The following is an 18,424-nucleotide window of genomic DNA, read 5'->3' as shown; positions in this document are numbered from 1 at the left end:
AGCTCTTGATCAACACGGCCTAGGACACTCGGACACGCGCATCACGAAGAGCGCATATGTCGCGCCCGAGCAGAAGTACGTCTCATCAGGGTCCGTCGACGAGTTGTTCGGCTTTGGCGAGGGTCTCACCACATAGCCAGCAGCCGGCCCAACATGAAACGATCAACGTCCACCGAGGCGCTCGCTCGGTGTAACACGTGAGCGCGGGAACTACCGAGCATCTTGCGGTAGTTCCCGCGCACTATCGGATCCAAACACCGTTGGGGCCAGACCGATCCGTACCCATCCGGCTCTCACAAGCACTCCGCGACGCGCGACCGGACCTCATCGAGCTGGAGACCTTCGACGCCGACCACACCCTCTGCTGGAACACCGACCCCGGCCGGTGGCAGAACACAGTGACAACCTGGCTCAAGGCGTGCGCCCCGAGCTGATCGGCAGAACGGAGCGACCACCCTCCGCACCCATCTCGTTCGGCCCCGCCCGGAGAAACCCAACTCAAGCCGTACCTCCGCCGGTATCATCGTGAGTGTTGGCCTGCCTGGGCCATTGAGCGAGGGAGGACCAACGTGGCTGAGCCGTGGCTGTCCGCAGACGACATCGCCGCCCACCTCGGGGTCACCAAAGACACCGTCTACACCTGGATCGCCGAGAAGGCCATGCCCGCCCACAAGGTCGGACGCCTCTGGAAGTTCCAAGCCAGCGAGATCGACGACTGGGTGCGACGAGGCGGCGCCGCAGGAGACGACACCCTATGAAGGCACGAATGTCAGAGGTTCCTGCTGAGATCGAACCCGCGATGAAGCCCATCGTGAGCCGGATTCGCAACGCCCCGCTCCGGGTGAGTGACGTGATGCGCGCAACCGGAAGGAGGACGACCGAGATATGACGAGTTCACATGTCGCTGAGAGCGGCTTCACGCTCGGCACGTTGCGTACGACTGCCAGCCACACGATTGGCATTCCCCACCTGGTGGAACTCCTCCGCGAAGTGCCATCCGATGCGCCTGCCGACCTGTACCGCCAAGCAGTGGTCGAAGACAACATCCTCGGACGGCCAACTTTGGCCGGGCGGCAGCGTTCGTTCCGCCACCTGCGCGAGCTGTACTTCCTTGATCCGGGGCGCGCGGAATTCGCGGCCTTGCGGTCCCTCTGGGACATCGACCCCGCGGCACAGCCACTCCTTGCGGGGCTGCTGGCTTTCACCCGCGACGAGGTGCTCCGCGCCTCGTTCGCCGCGGTCGCGGACCTCCCAGTGGGATCGGGCGTGACATCGGCAGACCTCACCGCCGCGGTCGCCGCGCAGTTCGGCAACGAGATGTCGGAGTCAACCCTTGGAAAGACTGGGCGCAATACCGGGGCCTGCTGGACCCAGACCGGTCATCTCGCCGGTCGCGCCAAGAAGGTGCGCACTGAGGTGGAGGCCCGCCCGGTTGCCATCGCGTATGCGGCCTACCTCGGCCACCTCGCCGGCGGACGTGGCCTCGGCGTGCTCGACAACCCCTGGTCGCAGATTCTGGGGCTGGCCCCTGGCCGCACGTTGGAGGCACTGCGTGACGCGCACACCCAAGGCCTCCTTGACTTGCTCGTTGCGGGCAACGTGGTGGATGTGTCCTTCCCGACGTTCGGCGGCGTCGCATGAGCCGCGTCTCGGATCTCGTCGACGCCTACAAGGCCGAGTTGCCGCTGGCGTGGAAGGACAATGTCTCGGGCGGTGAGCGCGTCTGGATGCTCGTCTACCCGCCCGACCTGGAACGCCAAATGCGGCACGCTCTGCCGAGCATCGAGTTGGCGACTACCCAGGCCGGCCGCGTCTGGGCTGTACTCGACGTCACCGACGACTTCGGGCGCTGGCTGTCCGCTCACCGGCATGCGGAAGCCTTCTACGAGGACCCGAGCGACCTCACTCAGTCGATCCTGGATCAGTTTGAGACAACCCTTGTCGCCCGCATCCGCCAGGCTCTCGAAACGGCACCCGAAAACGCTGTCGTGGCGCTCGTTGGCATTGGCTCGATCTTCCCGTTCCTGCGAGCATCGAGCGTCGTCAAGTCCGTTGACTCCGCGGTCACCGGACGCCTTCTCGTTCTCTTCCCCGGGCTTCATGACCCGGAGACTCATTCATTCCGCTTGCTCGACGCGCGCGATGGGTTCAACTACCGCGCCCGTGTCATCGATCCGCAGAAGGACATCGCGTGACGACCAACAACAACCTCTTCGTCCGGCCTCCACTCAGCTTCGAGATTCCGAACGATGGCGTAACCAATGTGGACCGTCCCGAGGACCCCAACCAGTGGGACGTCCTCAAGTACGAGCTGGAGAGCTTCGTCTGCGAGGGCGAGTACGAGCACGGCCTCCAGCGCATCCTCGACTCCTACACCGGACATCGGAATCGGACGACGCAGCCTGCCGTGTGGGTGTCGGGTTTCTACGGCAGCGGTAAGTCCCACCTCGTTCGAGTCCTCCAGCACCTGTGGGCCGACACTAGGTTTCCGAACGGCGCGACCGCGCGCGGTCTGACGAACATCCCCCAGGGCATCCAGGAACAGTTGACGGAGCTGACAACTCTCGGCCGACGCGACGGTGCCGCACCGTGGGCGGCAGCAGGCGCACTCGACCGCAGCGGCGACACCCTCAACTCGGTGTTCCTTTCGATCGTCCTCGGCGGGGCAGGACTGCCAACGCGTGTCGCTCCCGCCCAGGTTGCGCTGTGGCTCGCGGGGAACGGGCACCTCGACGCTGTTCGCGATCACGTCGCGGCCAACGGCGGCGACCTCGTCGAGGAACTGGGCGAGTACAACCTCAGCACGCTGCTCGCGAACGCGATCCTTGCAGCCGACCCGCAGTTCGCCGCGTCGGCCAAGGACGTGCGTGCCGCGCTGCGCAGCCAGTTCCCGCCGGATACCCGCTCGTTCTCCACGGATGAGACGATCGCGTTGCTCAAGAAGATTCTTGAGTACGTCGGCGATGGCCAGATACCGCCGTCGCTGATCGTCCTCGACGAGGTGCAGCAGTACATCAGCAGTGACGGCGGCCGAGCGATGGAGGTGCAGAACCTCGTTGAGTCTGTGTCGCGCGAACTGAACGGCCGGGTGCTGCTTGTAGCTACGGGCCAGCAAGAGTTGACGGCTGATTCGACGCTTCAGAAGATTCAGGACCGTTTCACCGTCAAGGTCGTGCTCAAGAACCAGGACGTCGACGCCGTTGTCCGCCGTGTGCTCCTCAGCAAGGAACCCGCTAAGAAGCCTGCTCTTGACGCCACGTTGGCGTCGGTTTCCGGGCAGATTTCCCGCCAACTCATCGGCAGCAGGATTCAGCACACCGCGGCGGATGACAAGGACCTCGCCGAGGACTACCCGTTGCTCCCGTTGCGTCGTCGTTTCTGGGAGAGCGTGCTCCGCCAGGCCGACGCTGGCCGCGCCGGTCAGCTGCGCTCCCAGCTCCGCATCGTGCATGAGGCGAACCGCAAAGTCGCTCCCCAGTCGGTCGGCACTGTGGTCGGCGCCGATTTCCTCTACTCGCAGAAGAACGAAGACCTCAACGGCGCGGGCCTCCTTCTTAAGGAGACGCAGACGCTCATCCACGAGCAGGGGCAGAAGGACCCCCTGCGCGGCCGCATCCTCGGCCTCATCCACCTCATTGGTCTGCTCCCTACATCGGGCCACGGCGACATCGGCGTCCGTGCGACGGCAGACCATCTCGTCGACCTCCTCGTCGAGGACCTCGCCCACGACGGGGACCGGCTCCGGCAGCAGGTGCCTGCGGTGCTCGAAGCGCTCGCCGAAGAGGGCGTCATTCAGCAGGATGGCGAGGAGTTCCGCCTTCAAACTAAGGCGGGCCGCGAGTGGGACGAGGCATTCCGCAGGCACCACGCTCAAGTCACGGACAGTGAGGTAAGCACAGATCGTGATTCGCTGTTGCTCACTGAGGTCGGAAGGTCGATACCCGCTTCGATCCAGCAGGGTCGTGCCAAGGAATCCCGCAAGCTCGCGCTGCACGCCGACGCCTCGCTTCCGCCGGAGTCCGATGCGATCTCGGTGTGGCTGCGCTCCGAGTGGGACGAGGGCATCACGGCGAAGCAGTTCGACGAGGCCGCGCGCAGCCTCGGAGTTGACTCGCCGATCGTTCTTGTCCATCTTCCCCGACTCCAGGCTCCCGCGTTCGTCGCGGCAGTCCGTAACAAGCTCGCCGCGCAGCGAGTGATCGACCAGCACGGAATCCCGCAGGACGACGAGGGTAAGCAGGCAAGAAGTGCGATGCAGACCCGACTCAACCGTGCAACCGACCAAGTGAACGCCCACGTCCGCGATGTCATCGGCCGGGCGAACGTACTCCTCGGGGGTGGGACTTCGCCGAGCGGCGTCAGCCTGCGCGAGCGGATCGAGGCGGGCGCACAGTCCGCCGCGACCCGCCTGTTCCCACGGTTCTCCGAAGCTGACGACAACCGGTGGCCGCAGGTGATCGCGCGCGTGCGGAGTGGATCGGCTGCCGACGCGCTCAAGGTCGTCCAGCACGACGCCGACCCAGAGCAGCACAGTGTCGTCAAGGAAGTTCTCAGTCATGTCGGCCCGGCGGGCACGTCCGCGAGTGATGTCGAGAAGGCCGTGACCTCGAAGCCACTCGGCTGGCCGCGCGACGCGCTCATGGCCTCCCTCGGCGTGCTCCTCGACACCGGAGTGATCCGTGCGACGCTCAACGGGAGCGACGCGACCACCGCCGATGTACTCAAGCAGACCCGCCTCGGCAATGTGCATCTCCGCCGCGAGATCACGGTGCTCAAGCCCGCCGAGAAAATCCAGGCCCGCCAGTTGCTGAGCAACCTCGGCTTCCCGACCGGCAACGACGGACTCGTCTCGGCTGCCGAACAGGCCGTCAAGTCGCTCGTCGACCGTGCAAAAGGCGTGAGCGGGCCCGCTCCGCTCCCGGACATCACAGTGCCGGGCAGCATCCAGGTGATCGTGAGCGCGTCGGGAAACGACCGCGTGCACGCCCTGCTGGCAGCGAAGAATGACCTCACAAGCTTCAATGAACAACTCGGAGACCTGGAACGCAGGCTCAAGACCCGCACGCCTTCGCTCGAACTGGCACGTTCGCTTGCATCCTCGGCCGCGGGGCTGGGGCCCGCCTTGGCGGCCCGTGAGCGCCTCGGCGCACTGGCCGCGAGCCGCGATCTCCTCGCCGAGGCCGATCCAGTCACCCCAATCGTGAAAGAACTCGCCGAGGCGCTCCGCGATGCCATCCACGAAGCAGCGGTGGCGTTGCACGACGCCCGAGCGACGGCTGTGGCAGATCTCGAACAGCAGCCAGCATGGACGGCTCTCGACGAAGCGCAGCGCGAGGCGCTCCTCACGGAACATCATCTCGGCATCGAGGCGGAGCCCAACCTTGCAGATGCTGCTGCCGTCCTGAGTGCGGCGCAGACTCGGCCGCTCCAGGGGTGGACCGCTGAACTCGACGCCATCCCGCAACGGGCTTCGCGGGCGCTGGAAGCGGCCATTCAGCTCACGACACCTGCGGTCAAGACGGCCACAGTGCGGGTTTCGACGGCGAGCCTGAGCAGCGCCGACGAGGTCGAGCGCTACATCGCGGCCCTGCGGATGCAGCTTCTCGACGCCCTGAACAGCGGTAACGACACCGTGGTGGTGAAGGGCTGACCATGACGACGGCAACGACCAAGGTCCTCAACGCCGACCAACGTCGTTTTCTCGACGCCCAGACGCAGCGCGCCCGCGAGGCTGCACAGCGCGCCGCCGAAGATGCTCTGCGCGCTCTCGCTGTCGCCGAGCCGAGCCGTCCGGGCTTCTTGAATGGTGAGCAGAACAAACTCCGGCTTGCGCTCCGCGACAAGGCACGACAGCTCGGCGATGACAATGCACGAGCGGGTGCAGCGCTTACCAACCTGGTGCACGATGTCGCCTACGAGCAGTGGCACCGCTTGCTGTTCGCGCGCTTCCTGGAAGTCAATGGGCTGCTCCGGCATCCGGATTACCGCGATATCCCGTTGTCATTGGAAGACTGCGGCGATCTCGCGTCAGACCTTGGCGAGCCGGACGCCTGGGCCGTTGCCGCGCGGTTCGCCTCGGAGATTCTGCCCGGCGTGTTCCGCCTCACCGACCCCGCGGTACAAGTCCGGTTTGCAGCCGAACACCGAGCCGCGCTGGAGCGCCTCCTCCTCGACATTCCTTCCGATGTCTTCACGACCGAGGACGCCCTCGGATGGGTGTATCAGTTCTGGCAGACGGCCGAGAAGAAGCGCGTCAACGAGTCGGGCGTCAAGATCGGCGGGGCGGACCTCTCGCCCGTCACACAGCTCTTCACCGAAAACTACATGGTTCGATTCCTCCTGGAGAACTCTCTCGGAGCATGGTGGGCCGCACACCACCCCTCGTCGGCACTCCTTGACGGCTGGGAGTACCTGCGCCGCAACGAGGACGGAACCCCTGCGGCGGGCTCGTTCAGTGATTGGCCTGACCGTGCTGCCGACGTGACGGTGATGGACCCCTGCTGCGGCTCCGGTCACTTCCTCGTCGCAATGTTCGGGATGCTCTGGCGCATGCGCGCCGAGGAGGAAGGCCTCGCGCCGGCCGAGGCGCAGGATGCCGTCCTCCGTGACAACCTGCATGGGCTCGAACTCGACCCGCGCTGCACTCAGATCGCAACCTTCAACGTCGCGCTCGAAGCCTGGAAGCAAGGCGGGTTCCGCGAACTCCCTGCTCCGCAGATTGCATGCTCTGGTGTGCCTGTCCGCGGGGCTTCGCGGGAGTGGGAATCGCTCGCGGGCGATGACGACGAACTGCGCAAGGCTATGCGCGGCCTCCACTCGCTGTTCCGCAACGCCGACAGCCTGGGGTCACTGCTTGACCCACGTCCCACGGAGCACCGCGATGGGTTGTTCGGCCGCGACCTTACTATCGGGGTGTCTGCGGAGCGGGTGCGCAGCCTGCTCGCGACAGCCCTCAAAGAAGAGCGGCAGGACGCGACGGTTCTCGGGCATGCTGCCGAGGATGTCATACATGCGGCAGGTCTGCTTGGCCGCGACTACACCCTGGTAGCCACCAATCCTCCATACCTGAGCACACAACGGATGGACGAGGCCACGGCCGAGTTCATCGCTGACCGCTTCCCGCGATCAAGCACGGAGCTTGCGACGGCAATGCTTGAACGGTACCTCCCCGGAGAGAGCGGCACCATCGCGGCCGTTATGCCGATGAACTGGCTCTTCCTCAAGTCCTTCAGCTCACTTCGCGTGCACCTGCTCAATCACGCCGGATGGAACGTAGTGGCTCCGCTTGGACCGGGCGCATTCCAGACGATCACTGGCCAAGTCGTGCAGTCTGCTCTGGTGCTGCTCTCCGCGCAGCGTCCGAAGGACATGATGTTCGTCGATGCGCGGATGCCGGCGTCTGCTGAAGCAAAGGCCGAGTTGCTCCTGAATGGCTCCGTGGACCTTGTGCCCTTCGAGGAAGTTCGTAAGAACCCGGGCGCCGTCCTCGACGCAAGCACGTTGGGCAAGAGCCTCCTGTCCTCTTACGCCACGAGTTGGCAGGGACTCGTCACCACCGACTCGTCGCAGTTCATTCTGCACTTCTGGGAGGTACCAGCGGAGGGAACCGTATGGGCTCGATACGTCACCGCGCCGACTTACACCGCGCCGTATTCGGGACGGGAGTACTTCCTTCGGTGGGAGGGCGGTACCGGTTCCCTGAGTCGATCAAAGGCCCACAACTTCAATCCGTCGGCTGTGCTGGGCAAGCAAGGAATACTCGTTGCGCAGTCGAGTATGCGAGTCACTCTCTATTCAGGTGAGAAGTTCAATCACGCCGCGGCGCCGATCATCCCGTTGAATCCGGAACATCGTGAGGCGATCTGGGCGTACCTTCAGAGCGAGGATTACGCCGCTGCCGTCCGCCGCATCAACTCGAAAGTAATGGTCGACTCCGGGTATCTCATCAAGGTGCCTTTCGACCTCGAACACTGGAAGCATGCCGCAGTGGAGGCGGGCCCGCTTCCTGCCGCACGCTCTGATGACCCAACACAATGGTTGTTCGACGGGGCCATTGCGACGGCGCTCCATCCCCTTCAGGTTGCTGTTGCTCAACTGCTGGGTTTCCGCTGGCCGGATTCAGTTGACGCCGATGGGGCACTCGATCGCATGAAGGACCTGGACGGCATGGCGGCACTCGTGTCGCTGCCAGGTGAACCGGACCTGGTCACCCGGTTGCGCGATTACCTTGCGGTCGCGTACGGCAACGACTGGTCCAGCGCCCGCGAGCGAAAGCTGGTTGTCGAAGCCGGCGGCAAGAGCGGAAAGCTCGACGACTGGCTTCGGGATCAGTTCTTTGCTCAGCACGCAAAGCTCTTCGGCAACCGGCCGTTCCTGTGGCACATCTGGGATGGCCGGAAGGACGGGTTCTCGGCAATCGTCAACTACCACCGCCTTGATCGGCGAACGCTTGAGAAGCTCACATTCACTGCCCTCGGTGCATGGATCGACCGGCAGAAGCACGAGGCCCGCGCAGAGCGTCCAGGTGCCGATGCGCGGCTGGCTGCCGCCGAAGAACTTCAGCGCAGACTCCAGCTGATTCATGGCGGCGAGCCGCCCTATGACGTGTACGTCCGGTGGAAGGAGATGGCCGAGCAGCCGATCGGGTGGGAGCCTGACGTTGATGACGGGGTTCGTTTGAACATCCGTCCGTTCGTGATCGCCGACGTGCTCCGGTCCAAGGTGAACGTCCACTGGCGAAAGGACCGTGGAACAAATCCCGACGGGTCGGAACGCCACAACGATCTGCACCCGACGCTTGAGGAGCGCCGTGCCGCCCGGCGCGAGGCGGGGGACGCCAAATGACGCTTGTCCGTGCCGTCGTCGCGAAAGCCCTCCGCGACGCTGCTGCCTTCAATGCGGGGGCGAACTCTGCCCCCGCGGCTGTTCTGTGGGCCGATCCTGAGCGCACCTGGGAGCCGGTGATTCGCATCCTCCAAGAGGCCGTGCCCATCTTGGTGCTCGGAGAGTACGAGCCCGCGGCCGCACGAGGTCCAGCGCTTTGGCTTCGAGCCGTTCTCGCCTCGCCCGAGTCCGCGGAGCTGCCAGCTCATCTTGCCGAACGAGACGAGCGCAATCCGTGGGTGATCTACCTGCCTGGTGTGAGTCGAGGCTCCGTGGCTGAGGCAGCGGCTCTAGATGACTCGCTCGCGCCGTTGGCCGAGGTTGCGATCCGCTCGAACTGGTGGCCTTCCGCCCACGGCCAGACGCCATGGACGCCGCACTCCTTCCTTGCGGCGAAGGAGGGTGCTGGGCTCGACATCGCGAGCGACGGTGCGACGAAGGCGGCCCTCGCTCAGGTGCTGGACAAGCTCCTCTTCGAGGACATCGCCGATCTCAAACGTATGGGGCGTCTCGATTCGTCTCGCCTGCACCACCTCGTGCTTGATGACTCAGTGCGCACGCTCCTCGATTGGATGAACGACCCAGACGCTGTGCGGGCCTCGCTCGAGGGTGCGCAATGGCAGGCCCTTGTCGCCTCCTGCAAGTCCGTCTACGGCATCAGCCCCGACAAGGACGGCGCTCTCACTGCAGCCAGCAAGCTCGGCCGCCGAACGGGTGAGTGGGGAACTGTCTGGCAACGGTTTGCGGAGAACCCGAGCCGTTATCCGAACCTCCCTGCCTTGCTCGACCAAGCACGGCCCTCCGTGGTGCCGCTCTTTGGAGACGTGGACCCGCACCCCGACTCGTGGCCCTCGTGGAACCGCGATGAGGAGGACGCCATCAGGTCCGCGCTTGATGCATTGGGCACTCATCCCGACCCGCGTGGTCGCGTTCAGGAACTCGCTGCCGCGCACACGTCGCGCGAAGAAAACGTCTGGGCTGCTCTCGGCCAGGCACCTCTTGCGAAGGCCGTCGGCCACCTCGCCGAACTGGCAGACCGCGTCGCGACCGCTCCGACAGCAACAGACCTCAAGACTCAGATTGCCTGGTACAGCGACGAAGGCCACGTGATCGACGACCTCGCACTGCGGACGATCGCGACGGCCAAGACCGCACAGGATAGGTCCGCTGTCGCTCACGCGCTCGCCGCGATCTACGACCCCTGGGCCGATCAGTCGGCACGAGCATTCCAGAAAGCCGCCGTTGGTTCCTACAGCGGCCAGACGGGCCTCGACGTAGTCGCCGGAACGTGCGTGGTCTACGTCGATGCACTGCGCTACGACCTGGCCACCCGTGTTGCTCGCCGACTGTCGGGTCTCGTGGTAGTTGTGGAGCCGCGCCAGGCGGCTTTCCCCAGCGTCACGCCAACCGGCCAGCCGGCGGTGGCGCCGATCAGGATCAGCATGGCTGGCGGCGCGGCCTTCGACGCGGCCGACGATCAGGGGCGATCTGTGAAGGGTGCAGTGCTGCGGTCGGCCCTCGCTGGGGCGGAGGTGCAGTTCCTCGACTGGGACACCGCTCAGGTCGGCGACCCTGCCGGAACGGCGTGGACGCAGACGAACATGATCGACTCGCTGGGCCACTCACACGGGCACCAGATGGCGGACCTCGTCGACCACCACCTCGACCTCGTCGCAGAGCGTGTTCGTGCACTAATCGAAGCAGGGTGGCGGAAGGTTGTCGTGGTCACCGATCACGGCTTCCTCTTGCCTGGTCAACCAGCGCAGAAGGTCAACCTCTCTATACAGATCACGGAAGGTGATGTTGCCCGCAAGCCGCGTGTGGCGCGGTTGAAGGCCACCGCGGCGCGCCCAGACTTCCCGATCCTGCCCTGGACATGGGACTCGTCTGTTGACATGGTTAGCGCACCGGGAACTGCTGCATTCGAGTCGGGCCGTCTGTACGAGCACGGCGGTTTGAGTCCCCAGGAGTGCGTGATTCCCGTCGTCACCGTGACCCGCGGCGATTCGGACGCTGGGCCCGCCCAGATTGAGGCTGTTCGATGGACCGGACAGCGCTGCCGCATCGACTACGGTCCTGCCGAAGCCGAGGTGGTTGCCGAGGTTCGGCTTCGCCCCGCCGACGCATCGAGCGCCGTCGGTGGCCCGAAGTCGCCCACCGAGCCGGGCGAGGTCAAGGTGCTCGTCGATGAGGACCAGGCTCCTGCTGGGGTGAACGCGTGGGTCGTACTTCTCGACCCGAGCGGTGGAGTTCTAGCACAAGCACAAACCACGGTAGGAGGCGTCGAATGACCGAAGCAATCACGCTCGACGAGATCGACACGACCGCAGCGTCAGCCTTCGAGGGGTACGTCGTTCGCAAGGATCTCGCCCAGCAGTTCAAGGGTGCGTATCCTGTCCCGACGTACGTCGGCGAGTTCCTTATCGGGCGCTACTGCGCCACGACCGACCCGGAGGAGATCGAAGAAGGGCTCCAGATCGTACGACGGCTGCTCGCAGACCGCACAGTGCGGGCAGGTGAAGAGGAGCTCTTCAAGTCGCGCGCGCGCGAGCGCATGACCGTCAAGCTCATTGATCTCGTCAAGGCCCGTCTCGATGCGAAGTCGAACGCTTATGTCGCCGAGCTGCCGAGCCTTGGACTCCGAGACGTGCGCATCGACGATGCCGTTGTCCGCGAGAACGAGCGCATGCTGACCGGTGGCTTCTACGCCGAGGTTGACCTGTTCTACGACGCCGCGATCGCTGATGAGAGCAACGGCAAACCCTTCGCTATCGGGTCGCTTCGCCCCATCCAGCTCTCAACCCGCGATTCGCTCTCGCGTCTGGCCGAAGGCCGCTCACGGTTCACCACAGAGCAGTGGAAGCACCTCCTGCTTCGGTCAGTGGGCTTCGAACCTGCGCAACTCACCGAGCGCGAGCAAGACGTGCTCCTGCTGCGCATGGTCCCGTTCGTGCAGCGGAACTTCAACATGGTCGAACTAGGGCCTCGTGGCACTGGCAAGTCCCACCTGTTCCAGCAGGTCTCGCCCTACGCGCACCTGATTTCCGGCGGCAAGGCCACCGTTGCCCGGATGTTCGTCAACAACGCCACTGGGCAACGCGGCCTCGTCGCGCAGTACGACGTCGTCTGCTTCGATGAAGTCTCCGGCGTCTCCTTCGACCAAAAGGACGGCGTCAACATCATGAAGGGCTACATGGAGTCGGGTGAGTTCTCCCGGGGCCGTGAGTCCATCCGTGCTGACGGTTCGATCATGTTGGTCGGGAACTTCGACGTGGATGTCGCCCACCAGCAGCGGATCGGCCACCTGCTCTCGCCGCTGCCCCCGGAGATGCGTGACGACACGGCGTTCATGGACCGCATCCACGCCTACCTTCCCGGCTGGGATGTTCCGAAGCTCAACCCGACTTACTTCACTCACCACTTCGGACTCGTGAGTGATTTCCTGTCCGAGTGCTGGTCGCGCCTTCGCGACCAGTCTCGCCTCACCTCGATCCAGGGGCGGGTCAACTACTCCGATGCACTGTCGGGCCGGGACCTGTCGGCCGTCAACAAGACGGTCGATGGCCTGCTCAAGCTCTTGTATCCCGACGCCGAAGCAGCGATCTCCGACGAGGACCTCGAATGGGCGGTGCGCATCGCACTGGAGTGCCGGCGCCGCGTCAAGGAACAGCAGCGCCGCATTGGCGCAGCAGAGTTCCGTAACACCCAGTTCGGCTACCGCCTCGGCGAGGGAGTCGAGCAGTTCGTCTCGACCCCCGAGCTCGCGAGCCCCGACTCGATCGGGCTCGATCCGCTGCCCCCAGGCCAGGTGTGGGCGATCTCCGAGGGCGGCGGCGACGTCGGCCCGGGCCTCTACCGAATCGAGGCGGCGGACACGCCCGGCTCTGGCGCACGCGGTCTACTCAACCAGGCCGCACCCGCCACGCTCCGGGAAAGCTTCAAGGTCGCAGAGCAGAACCTCATTGCCCAGGCGAGACAACTCGTGGGCGACCGTGACCCGCGCGAGCACAACCTTACCGCCCAGGTTCGTGCGCTCGACGCGGCCAAGACCGGCGCCGGCCTCGGACTGCCGATCCTTCTCGCACTGGCCTCCGCGATGCTCCAGCGGTCTATCCGTGGCGGCCTGATCGCCGTGGGCAACCTGTCGCTCGGCGGCGGCGTCGAGACGATCCTCAACGCAGCGCAACTCGCCGAGCACGCGATGGAGAAAGGAGCAACAGCCCTCTTGCTCCCAGTGTCTGCCCGCCGCCAACTCCTTGACGTCAGCGACGAGGTAGCAACGAAAGTGTCGTTCATCTTCTACAGCGACGCCCCGGACGCCCTCATGAAAGCACTCGACGAATAGGCGTACAGATGGTCCGGAGAGCTCGATATGCGCACTCTCGGCGAGGTCAAACGTGTCAAGCGCCAAGCGCCACGCGCGCGCCATCAGTGCGACACAAACTCCACATGATCTAGCCCGCGGCAGTCGACTCTAGTCAGGTCGCTGGTGCCGGAATCTGCGTAAATCCGCGCCAGTACGTCCCCGATTCCCGCACGAGCTGTACTTCGGCGTCTGACGCCTTTGCGACAAGAGGGGCCCTCGAGCTAAATCGCTCGGGGGCCCCTCTTGCGCTATCAGTCTTCGATCGCGTCTTCGGCATCCTGCATCGCGGCGGCACCCTCCTCGGGTGACTCTGCGCCGGCGCCTGGGCGCGGCTCCTCGTCGTGCTCCACGCTCGCTTGGTCTGAGCCGTGACTGGGGCTGCGGTCGGTCATCATTCGCTCCTCTGTCGGTGAGCATCTAGACAAGCCGTCCCGAACCACGAAACACAGGGGGTGGCGCCACGGCCCGCGCAAGAGGAGAATCATCGACGCGTTGTGGCGGGAGCGGCTGCGTTCCCATTCCGCGAGTCACTCAGCCGTAGAAGTGCTTCTCGAAGACACGACGTGCGCGCCGCGTGACGCCGAGATAGTCCTCTTCCACCCGCGAAGCCGAGTGTGGCGGGTACTCGAGCAGGCGAGCGAGCCCGTCGAGTTTGCGCCGATCCGTCGGCAAGACATCGCTCGTCTGCCCCGACAGCAGGGTGTTAGCCGACCGCAATCTGCTCGCGAGGATCCAGGCATGTCTCAGACGTTCGACGGCGCTGGCGGGCAACAACCCATGCGAAGCCAGCGCGTCGAGTGCTCGAAGGGTCGACGTGGTGCGCAATTCGGGAACGTCATGGGCGTGCTGCAGCTGGAGCAGCTGCACCAGCCACTCCACATCGCTGAGAGAACCGGGGCCCAACTTCAGATGTCTCGCAGGATCGACACCCTGCGGCAGACGTTCATTCTCGACCCGTGCCTTGATGCGCTTGATCTCACGCAGACCGCTCTCGTCGGCAGACGCCGGATAGCGGACCGAGTCGGCGAGCTCCGTGAACGCGCCGATCAGCTTCACGCTTCCTGCGACACCCCGGGAACGAAGCAGTGCCTGGGCCTCCCACGACAGCGACCACCTGCGGTAGTACGCCGCGTAGGCCTCCAGCGACCGGACGATCGGGCCAGTACGACCCTCAGGGCGTAGGTCAGCGTCCAGATCGAGCGGCAGCCGCAGATCCTCCGAGTGCTGCCGCAAGCCGGCGACGAGCGCGTTCGCCAGCTGGCTCGCACGCCCCTCCTCGACACCGTTGGCACGATAGACGTAGAGCACATCGGCATCGGACCCGAAGCCGAGTTCCGCGCCGCCGAACCTGCCCATCGCGATGACCGAGAAGTCGAGTGCATCATCTTCGGGCGGCACGACCTCTCGCCGCACCGCCCGCAGCGTGGCTTGGATCGTCACCTCGGTGATGGTCGTCAGCGCGTTGGCGATCTCGTCGATCGAGAGGATTCCGAGAACGCCGCCCATCGCAGTTCGGAGGACCTCCCGGCGGCGCAGAGCCCGCACGGCCCGCGCTGCGTCCTCGATGGAGCTGTGCCGGGTCTGGATGGCTCGGGCTTCCTCCTGGAGCGCCACACCAGAGCGGGGCCGAAGTTGCTCCTCCCCGTCCAGCCATGCCGCTGACTCGGGAATCCACTCGACGAGTTCCCCCACGTACCGCGAACCGGAAAGAACGCGGGTCAGTCGCTCAGCAGCCCCCGTCGAGTCGCGCAGCATTCGGAGGAACCACGGAGTGTCACCGAGACGCTCACTCAGGCGCCGGAAAGAGATCAGGCCGTAGTCCGGATCAACGCCGTCAGCGAACCAGCGGATCATCACGGGCATGAGATGACGCTGAATGGTCGCCTTGCGACTGAGACCGGTTGTCAGCGCACGAATGTGGCGGAGCGCACCCGGCGGATCGAGGAAGCCGATCGCCGCGAGGCGGTCGTGAGCCTGATCCTCGGACAGGGCGCGCTCCTCAGCGGGCAGTGCCGCCACGGCCGACAGCAGCGGCCGATAGAACAGCCGCACATGAATGTCGCGGACTTCGCGCTTGATCGCTTCCCACTGCGCGATGAGGTCAGCTCCGGTGTCAGCCAGGCCGGATGCGCGGGCCAATACGCGCAACTCGTCGGGATCAGTGGGCATCAGGTGCGTACGCGAGAGCCGACGCAACTGTAGACGGTGCTCCAGCAGCCGCAGCAGCCGGTAGTCACGCGCGAATGCCGCGGCATCCGTGCGCCCGATGTACCCCTCAGCGACCAATGCATCAATCGCTGCAAGCGTGCCGCGCTGCCGGATCGCCTCGTCGCTGAGGCCATGCACCAGCTGCAGCAACTGCACCGTGAACTCCACGTCTCGGATGCCGCCCGGACCCAACTTGATCTGCTGGGCGACCTCCTCGGAGGGGATGTGGTCGGTCACGCGCTCTCGCATCCGCTGCACGCTGTCGACGAAGTTCTCACGGGCGGCGCTCGCCCAGACCCGCGGTCGAACTGCCTCGATGTAGGCCTCCCCCAGGGCTGGGTTTCCCGCGATCGGGCGAGCCTTCAGGAGAGCCTGGAACTCCCAGCTCTTCGCCCACCGCTCGTAGTAGGCCACGTGCGAATCGAGCGTGCGCACCAGAGCGCCCTGCTTACCCTCGGGTCGCAGGTTCGGGTCAACCTCCCACAGTGGCGGCTCGATCTCAACGCCGGAGATTCCACGCATCGTTTGCACGGCCAGGCGCGTGCCGATATCCACAGCGCGGCTCTCGGATACCAGGTTCTCGTCATCCGTCCCCGCGACGAAAATCACGTCGACGTCGGAGACGTAGTTGAGTTCACGGGCACCGCACTTGCCCATGCCGATGATCGCCAGCTGGGTCGCATCGACCTGCTCGCGAGAGAACTGGCCGGCAGGTCCTCCCGTTGAAATACGGGTTCTGGCGATACACAGGGATGCTTCGAGCGCGGCGGCCGCCGCATCGGCCAGCGCCCTCGACACGGCGTCCAAGACGGCTTCCGGTGCGACATGCGAGAGATCGAAGAGCGCGATGCGCGCCAGTTGGGTCCGATACGCAATGCGCAAACGGACCCAGGCGGCTTCCGACCCGTCGTCGGCGAATCCTCCCTGGACGCCCACTGCGGTCAGAAGGACTTCGCGAAGCTCCGCCTCGCTCGGGAGCCTGTCGGCGCCACCCTCGAGCTGAATGATCTCATTCGGATGCCGGCCATAGAACTCGCCGAACCCGCGCGACGCGCCGAGCAGAAGCCACAGGTGCGACCACCGGCGCTCGTCGAAGGCGGCGACCCGCAGTGCGTCGGCGTCGCGGCGCGCTACCCGGAGTAACGCCTGCAGTGCCGCGTCGGGATCTGCGGCGGCTGCAGCAGGGGCCGCCACGGATGCTCGGTCGATGCCGAGTGTCTCAGCCAGTTCCGCGAGCCCGGCGTCTGCCTGAGCAAGTTCGCTGAAGCCGACGCGCGCCAGGTCGGTGAGACCCGTGGTCCGTTCGGTGGATGCCATCGACGGTCCCGGGCGCGTCAGAGCATCTCGAGGTTGCTCTTCAGCTCGTACGGGGTGACCTGTGCACGATACTGCCGCCAGTCGCGGCGCTTGTTGAGCAGGACGTAGTTGAACACCTGCTCGCCGAGCGTCTCGGCCACGAGTTCGGAGTCCTCCATGTACTCCAACGCGTGGTCGAGGCTCTGCGGGAGCGGCGCGTAGCCCAGGGCTCGCCTCTCGGAGTCACTGAGCGACCAGACGTTGTCTTCCGCCTCTGCCGGCAGCTCGTACCCTTCTTCGATGCCCTTGAGGCCGGCGGCGAGCAGCAGCGCATAAGCCAGGTAGGGGTTGGCAGCGGAGTCCAGCGCTCGGTACTCGACCCGCGAGGACTGACCCTTGTTGGGCTTGTACATCGGGACGCGCACGAGGGCCGAGCGGTTGTTGTGACCCCAGCAGATGAAGCTGGGCGCCTCGTCGCCGCCCCACAGGCGCTTGTAGGAGTTGACGAACTGGTTCGTGACGGCGCTGATCTCGTTGGCATGGCGCAGGAGACCGGCGATGAACTGCCGCCCGACCTTCGACAGCTGGTATTGGGCGCCTTCCTCGTAGAAGGCGTTCACGTCCCCCTCGAACAGCGACATGTGCGTGTGCATGCCGCTTCCCGGCTGACCGCTGAGCGGCTTGGGCATGAAGGTCGCATAGACGCCCTGCTCGATGGCCACCTCTTTGATGACCGTGCGGAAGGTCATGATGTTGTCGGCGGTAGCCAGCGCGTCGGCGTAGCGCAGGTCGATCTCGTTCTGTCCCGGACCACCTTCGTGGTGGCTGTATTCGACCGAGATTCCCAGGTCTTCGAGCATCCTCACCGACCGGCGACGGAAGTCGTGAGCGGTGCCGCCGGGAACGTTGTCGAAGTAGCCCGCGGAGTCGACTGGTTCCGGCCCCTCCGCGCCGTACGACGAGGACTTGAGGAGGTAGAACTCGATCTCGGGATGCGTGTAGAACGTGAATCCCGCGTCCGCGGCCTTTGCCAGGGTGCGCTTGAGCACATGACGCGGGTCGGCGACGGCGGGCTGGCCGTCGGGGGTCGTGATGTCGCAGAACATGCGCGCGGTCGGGTCGATCTCTCCGCGCCACGGCAGGATCTGGAACGTGGTCGGGTCGGGATGCGCGAGCAGGTCGGACTCGTAGGAGCGGGTAAGCCCTTCGATGGCCGAACCGTCAAAGCCCAGGCCCTCCGTGAACGCACCCTCAACCTCGGCCGGCGCAACTGCCACCGACTTGAGCGTCCCGATCACGTCGGTGAACCACAGGCGCACGAACTTGACGCCGCGCTCCTCGATCGTGCGAAGAACAAAGTCCCGCTGCTTGTCCATGGAGGTCCTCTCGGTACGAACGTCAGTGGGCGGCGCTGCCGCCGGAACCCCAGGAGTCCTCGCGTGCTTCGTCATCAGCCCACGCGCGCGAGCGCTCCTTCATGATCTCCGGCGCGCGAGCTGCCTCTTCTGCGGTCTCGAACGGACCGGCACGGTCGACAGCGGGCGACTCGAAGCCCTTCTCTACCTGACCGGTGGTCAGGTTGTACCAGTACTTCTCGGCGTCAGCTGACACGTCTGCTCCCTCGGTGGGTTCCGTTGACTCGATCCTACGCCTTGCCTCACGTCAAGATGT

At 65.3% G+C, this 18,424-nt stretch carries 11 protein-coding genes; 7 read left to right on the top strand and 4 right to left on the bottom strand.

Annotated elements, in window-relative coordinates:
• Window positions 1-569 precede the first annotated feature (569 nt).
• The 7 genes from B3587_RS02490 to brxL all read left to right on the top strand — a co-directional run bounded on the left by B3587_RS02490 (window position 570) and on the right by brxL (window position 13,228).
• Entirely contained in the window at window positions 570-758 is a 189-nt protein-coding gene (locus B3587_RS02490) for a helix-turn-helix domain-containing protein (protein WP_292726292.1), read from the top strand.
• A gap of 127 nt (window positions 759-885) precedes the next feature.
• The gene (locus B3587_RS02485; RefSeq protein WP_292726290.1) at window positions 886-1,641 is read left to right on the top strand and encodes a hypothetical protein; all 756 of its coding nucleotides are present in this window, start codon (window positions 886-888) and stop codon (window positions 1,639-1,641) included.
• A complete protein-coding gene (locus B3587_RS02480; protein ID WP_292726288.1) occupies window positions 1,638-2,195 on the top strand; it encodes a BREX protein BrxB domain-containing protein in 558 nt (185 codons plus the stop codon). Before B3587_RS02485 ends, B3587_RS02480 begins: the two co-directional genes overlap by 4 nt.
• Window positions 2,192-5,650, top strand: a complete 3,459-nt coding sequence (brxC, locus tag B3587_RS02475; protein WP_292726286.1) for a BREX system P-loop protein BrxC — start codon at window positions 2,192-2,194, stop codon at window positions 5,648-5,650. The genes B3587_RS02480 and brxC overlap by 4 nt, the downstream gene beginning before the upstream one ends.
• Before the next feature lie 2 nt (window positions 5,651-5,652).
• The gene (locus B3587_RS02470) at window positions 5,653-8,844 is read left to right on the top strand and encodes an Eco57I restriction-modification methylase domain-containing protein (protein WP_292726284.1); all 3,192 of its coding nucleotides are present in this window, start codon (window positions 5,653-5,655) and stop codon (window positions 8,842-8,844) included.
• Window positions 8,841-11,174, top strand: a complete 2,334-nt coding sequence (pglZ, locus tag B3587_RS02465; RefSeq protein ID WP_292726283.1) for a BREX-1 system phosphatase PglZ type B — start codon at window positions 8,841-8,843, stop codon at window positions 11,172-11,174. Before B3587_RS02470 ends, pglZ begins: the two co-directional genes overlap by 4 nt.
• Window positions 11,171-13,228, top strand: coding sequence for a protease Lon-related BREX system protein BrxL (gene brxL, locus B3587_RS02460; protein ID WP_292726282.1), 2,058 nt, complete (start codon window positions 11,171-11,173; stop codon window positions 13,226-13,228). Before pglZ ends, brxL begins: the two co-directional genes overlap by 4 nt.
• 272 nt (window positions 13,229-13,500) lie before the next feature.
• On the opposite strand, the gene B3587_RS02455 is transcribed toward brxL, so the two are convergent.
• The 4 genes from B3587_RS02455 to B3587_RS02440 form a co-directional block, all read right to left on the bottom strand.
• Window positions 13,501-13,644, bottom strand: a complete 144-nt coding sequence (locus B3587_RS02455; protein ID WP_292726280.1) for a hypothetical protein — start codon at window positions 13,642-13,644, stop codon at window positions 13,501-13,503.
• Window positions 13,645-13,780: 136 nt separating this feature from the next.
• Window positions 13,781-16,774: a bifunctional [glutamine synthetase] adenylyltransferase/[glutamine synthetase]-adenylyl-L-tyrosine phosphorylase gene (locus B3587_RS02450; RefSeq protein ID WP_292726278.1), complete on the bottom strand. Its 2,994-nt coding sequence runs from the start codon at window positions 16,772-16,774 to the stop codon at window positions 13,781-13,783.
• A 17-nt stretch (window positions 16,775-16,791) separates the two neighbouring features.
• Complete coding sequence (gene glnA / locus B3587_RS02445) at window positions 16,792-18,129, bottom strand: type I glutamate--ammonia ligase (RefSeq protein WP_292726276.1); 1,338 nt, start codon at window positions 18,127-18,129, stop codon at window positions 16,792-16,794.
• Between the two features lie 22 nt (window positions 18,130-18,151).
• Window positions 18,152-18,364, bottom strand: a complete 213-nt coding sequence (locus B3587_RS02440) for an SPOR domain-containing protein (protein ID WP_228178877.1) — start codon at window positions 18,362-18,364, stop codon at window positions 18,152-18,154.
• Window positions 18,365-18,424: the final 60 nt, after the last annotated feature.

The sequence above is a fragment of the Microbacterium sp. UBA837 genome, assembly GCF_002296025.1.
Lineage (GTDB): Bacteria > Actinomycetota > Actinomycetes > Actinomycetales > Microbacteriaceae > Microbacterium.
The sequence above is the reverse complement of the archived record's forward strand: the minus strand, read 5'-3'. Positions and strand labels throughout refer to the sequence as shown.

Coding starts and splice junctions, on each gene's coding strand:
- pglZ (WP_292726283.1), top strand. CDS start 8,841: ATGACGCTTGTCCGTGCCGTCGTCGCGAAAGCCCTCCGCGACGCTGCT.
- glnA (WP_292726276.1), bottom strand. CDS start 18,129: ATGGACAAGCAGCGGGACTTTGTTCTTCGCACGATCGAGGAGCGCGGC.
- brxL (WP_292726282.1), top strand. CDS start 11,171: ATGACCGAAGCAATCACGCTCGACGAGATCGACACGACCGCAGCGTCA.
- B3587_RS02470 (WP_292726284.1), top strand. CDS start 5,653: ATGACGACGGCAACGACCAAGGTCCTCAACGCCGACCAACGTCGTTTT.
- B3587_RS02450 (WP_292726278.1), bottom strand. CDS start 16,774: ATGGCATCCACCGAACGGACCACGGGTCTCACCGACCTGGCGCGCGTC.
- B3587_RS02455 (WP_292726280.1), bottom strand. CDS start 13,644: ATGATGACCGACCGCAGCCCCAGTCACGGCTCAGACCAAGCGAGCGTG.
- B3587_RS02480 (WP_292726288.1), top strand. CDS start 1,638: ATGAGCCGCGTCTCGGATCTCGTCGACGCCTACAAGGCCGAGTTGCCG.
- B3587_RS02485 (WP_292726290.1), top strand. CDS start 886: ATGACGAGTTCACATGTCGCTGAGAGCGGCTTCACGCTCGGCACGTTG.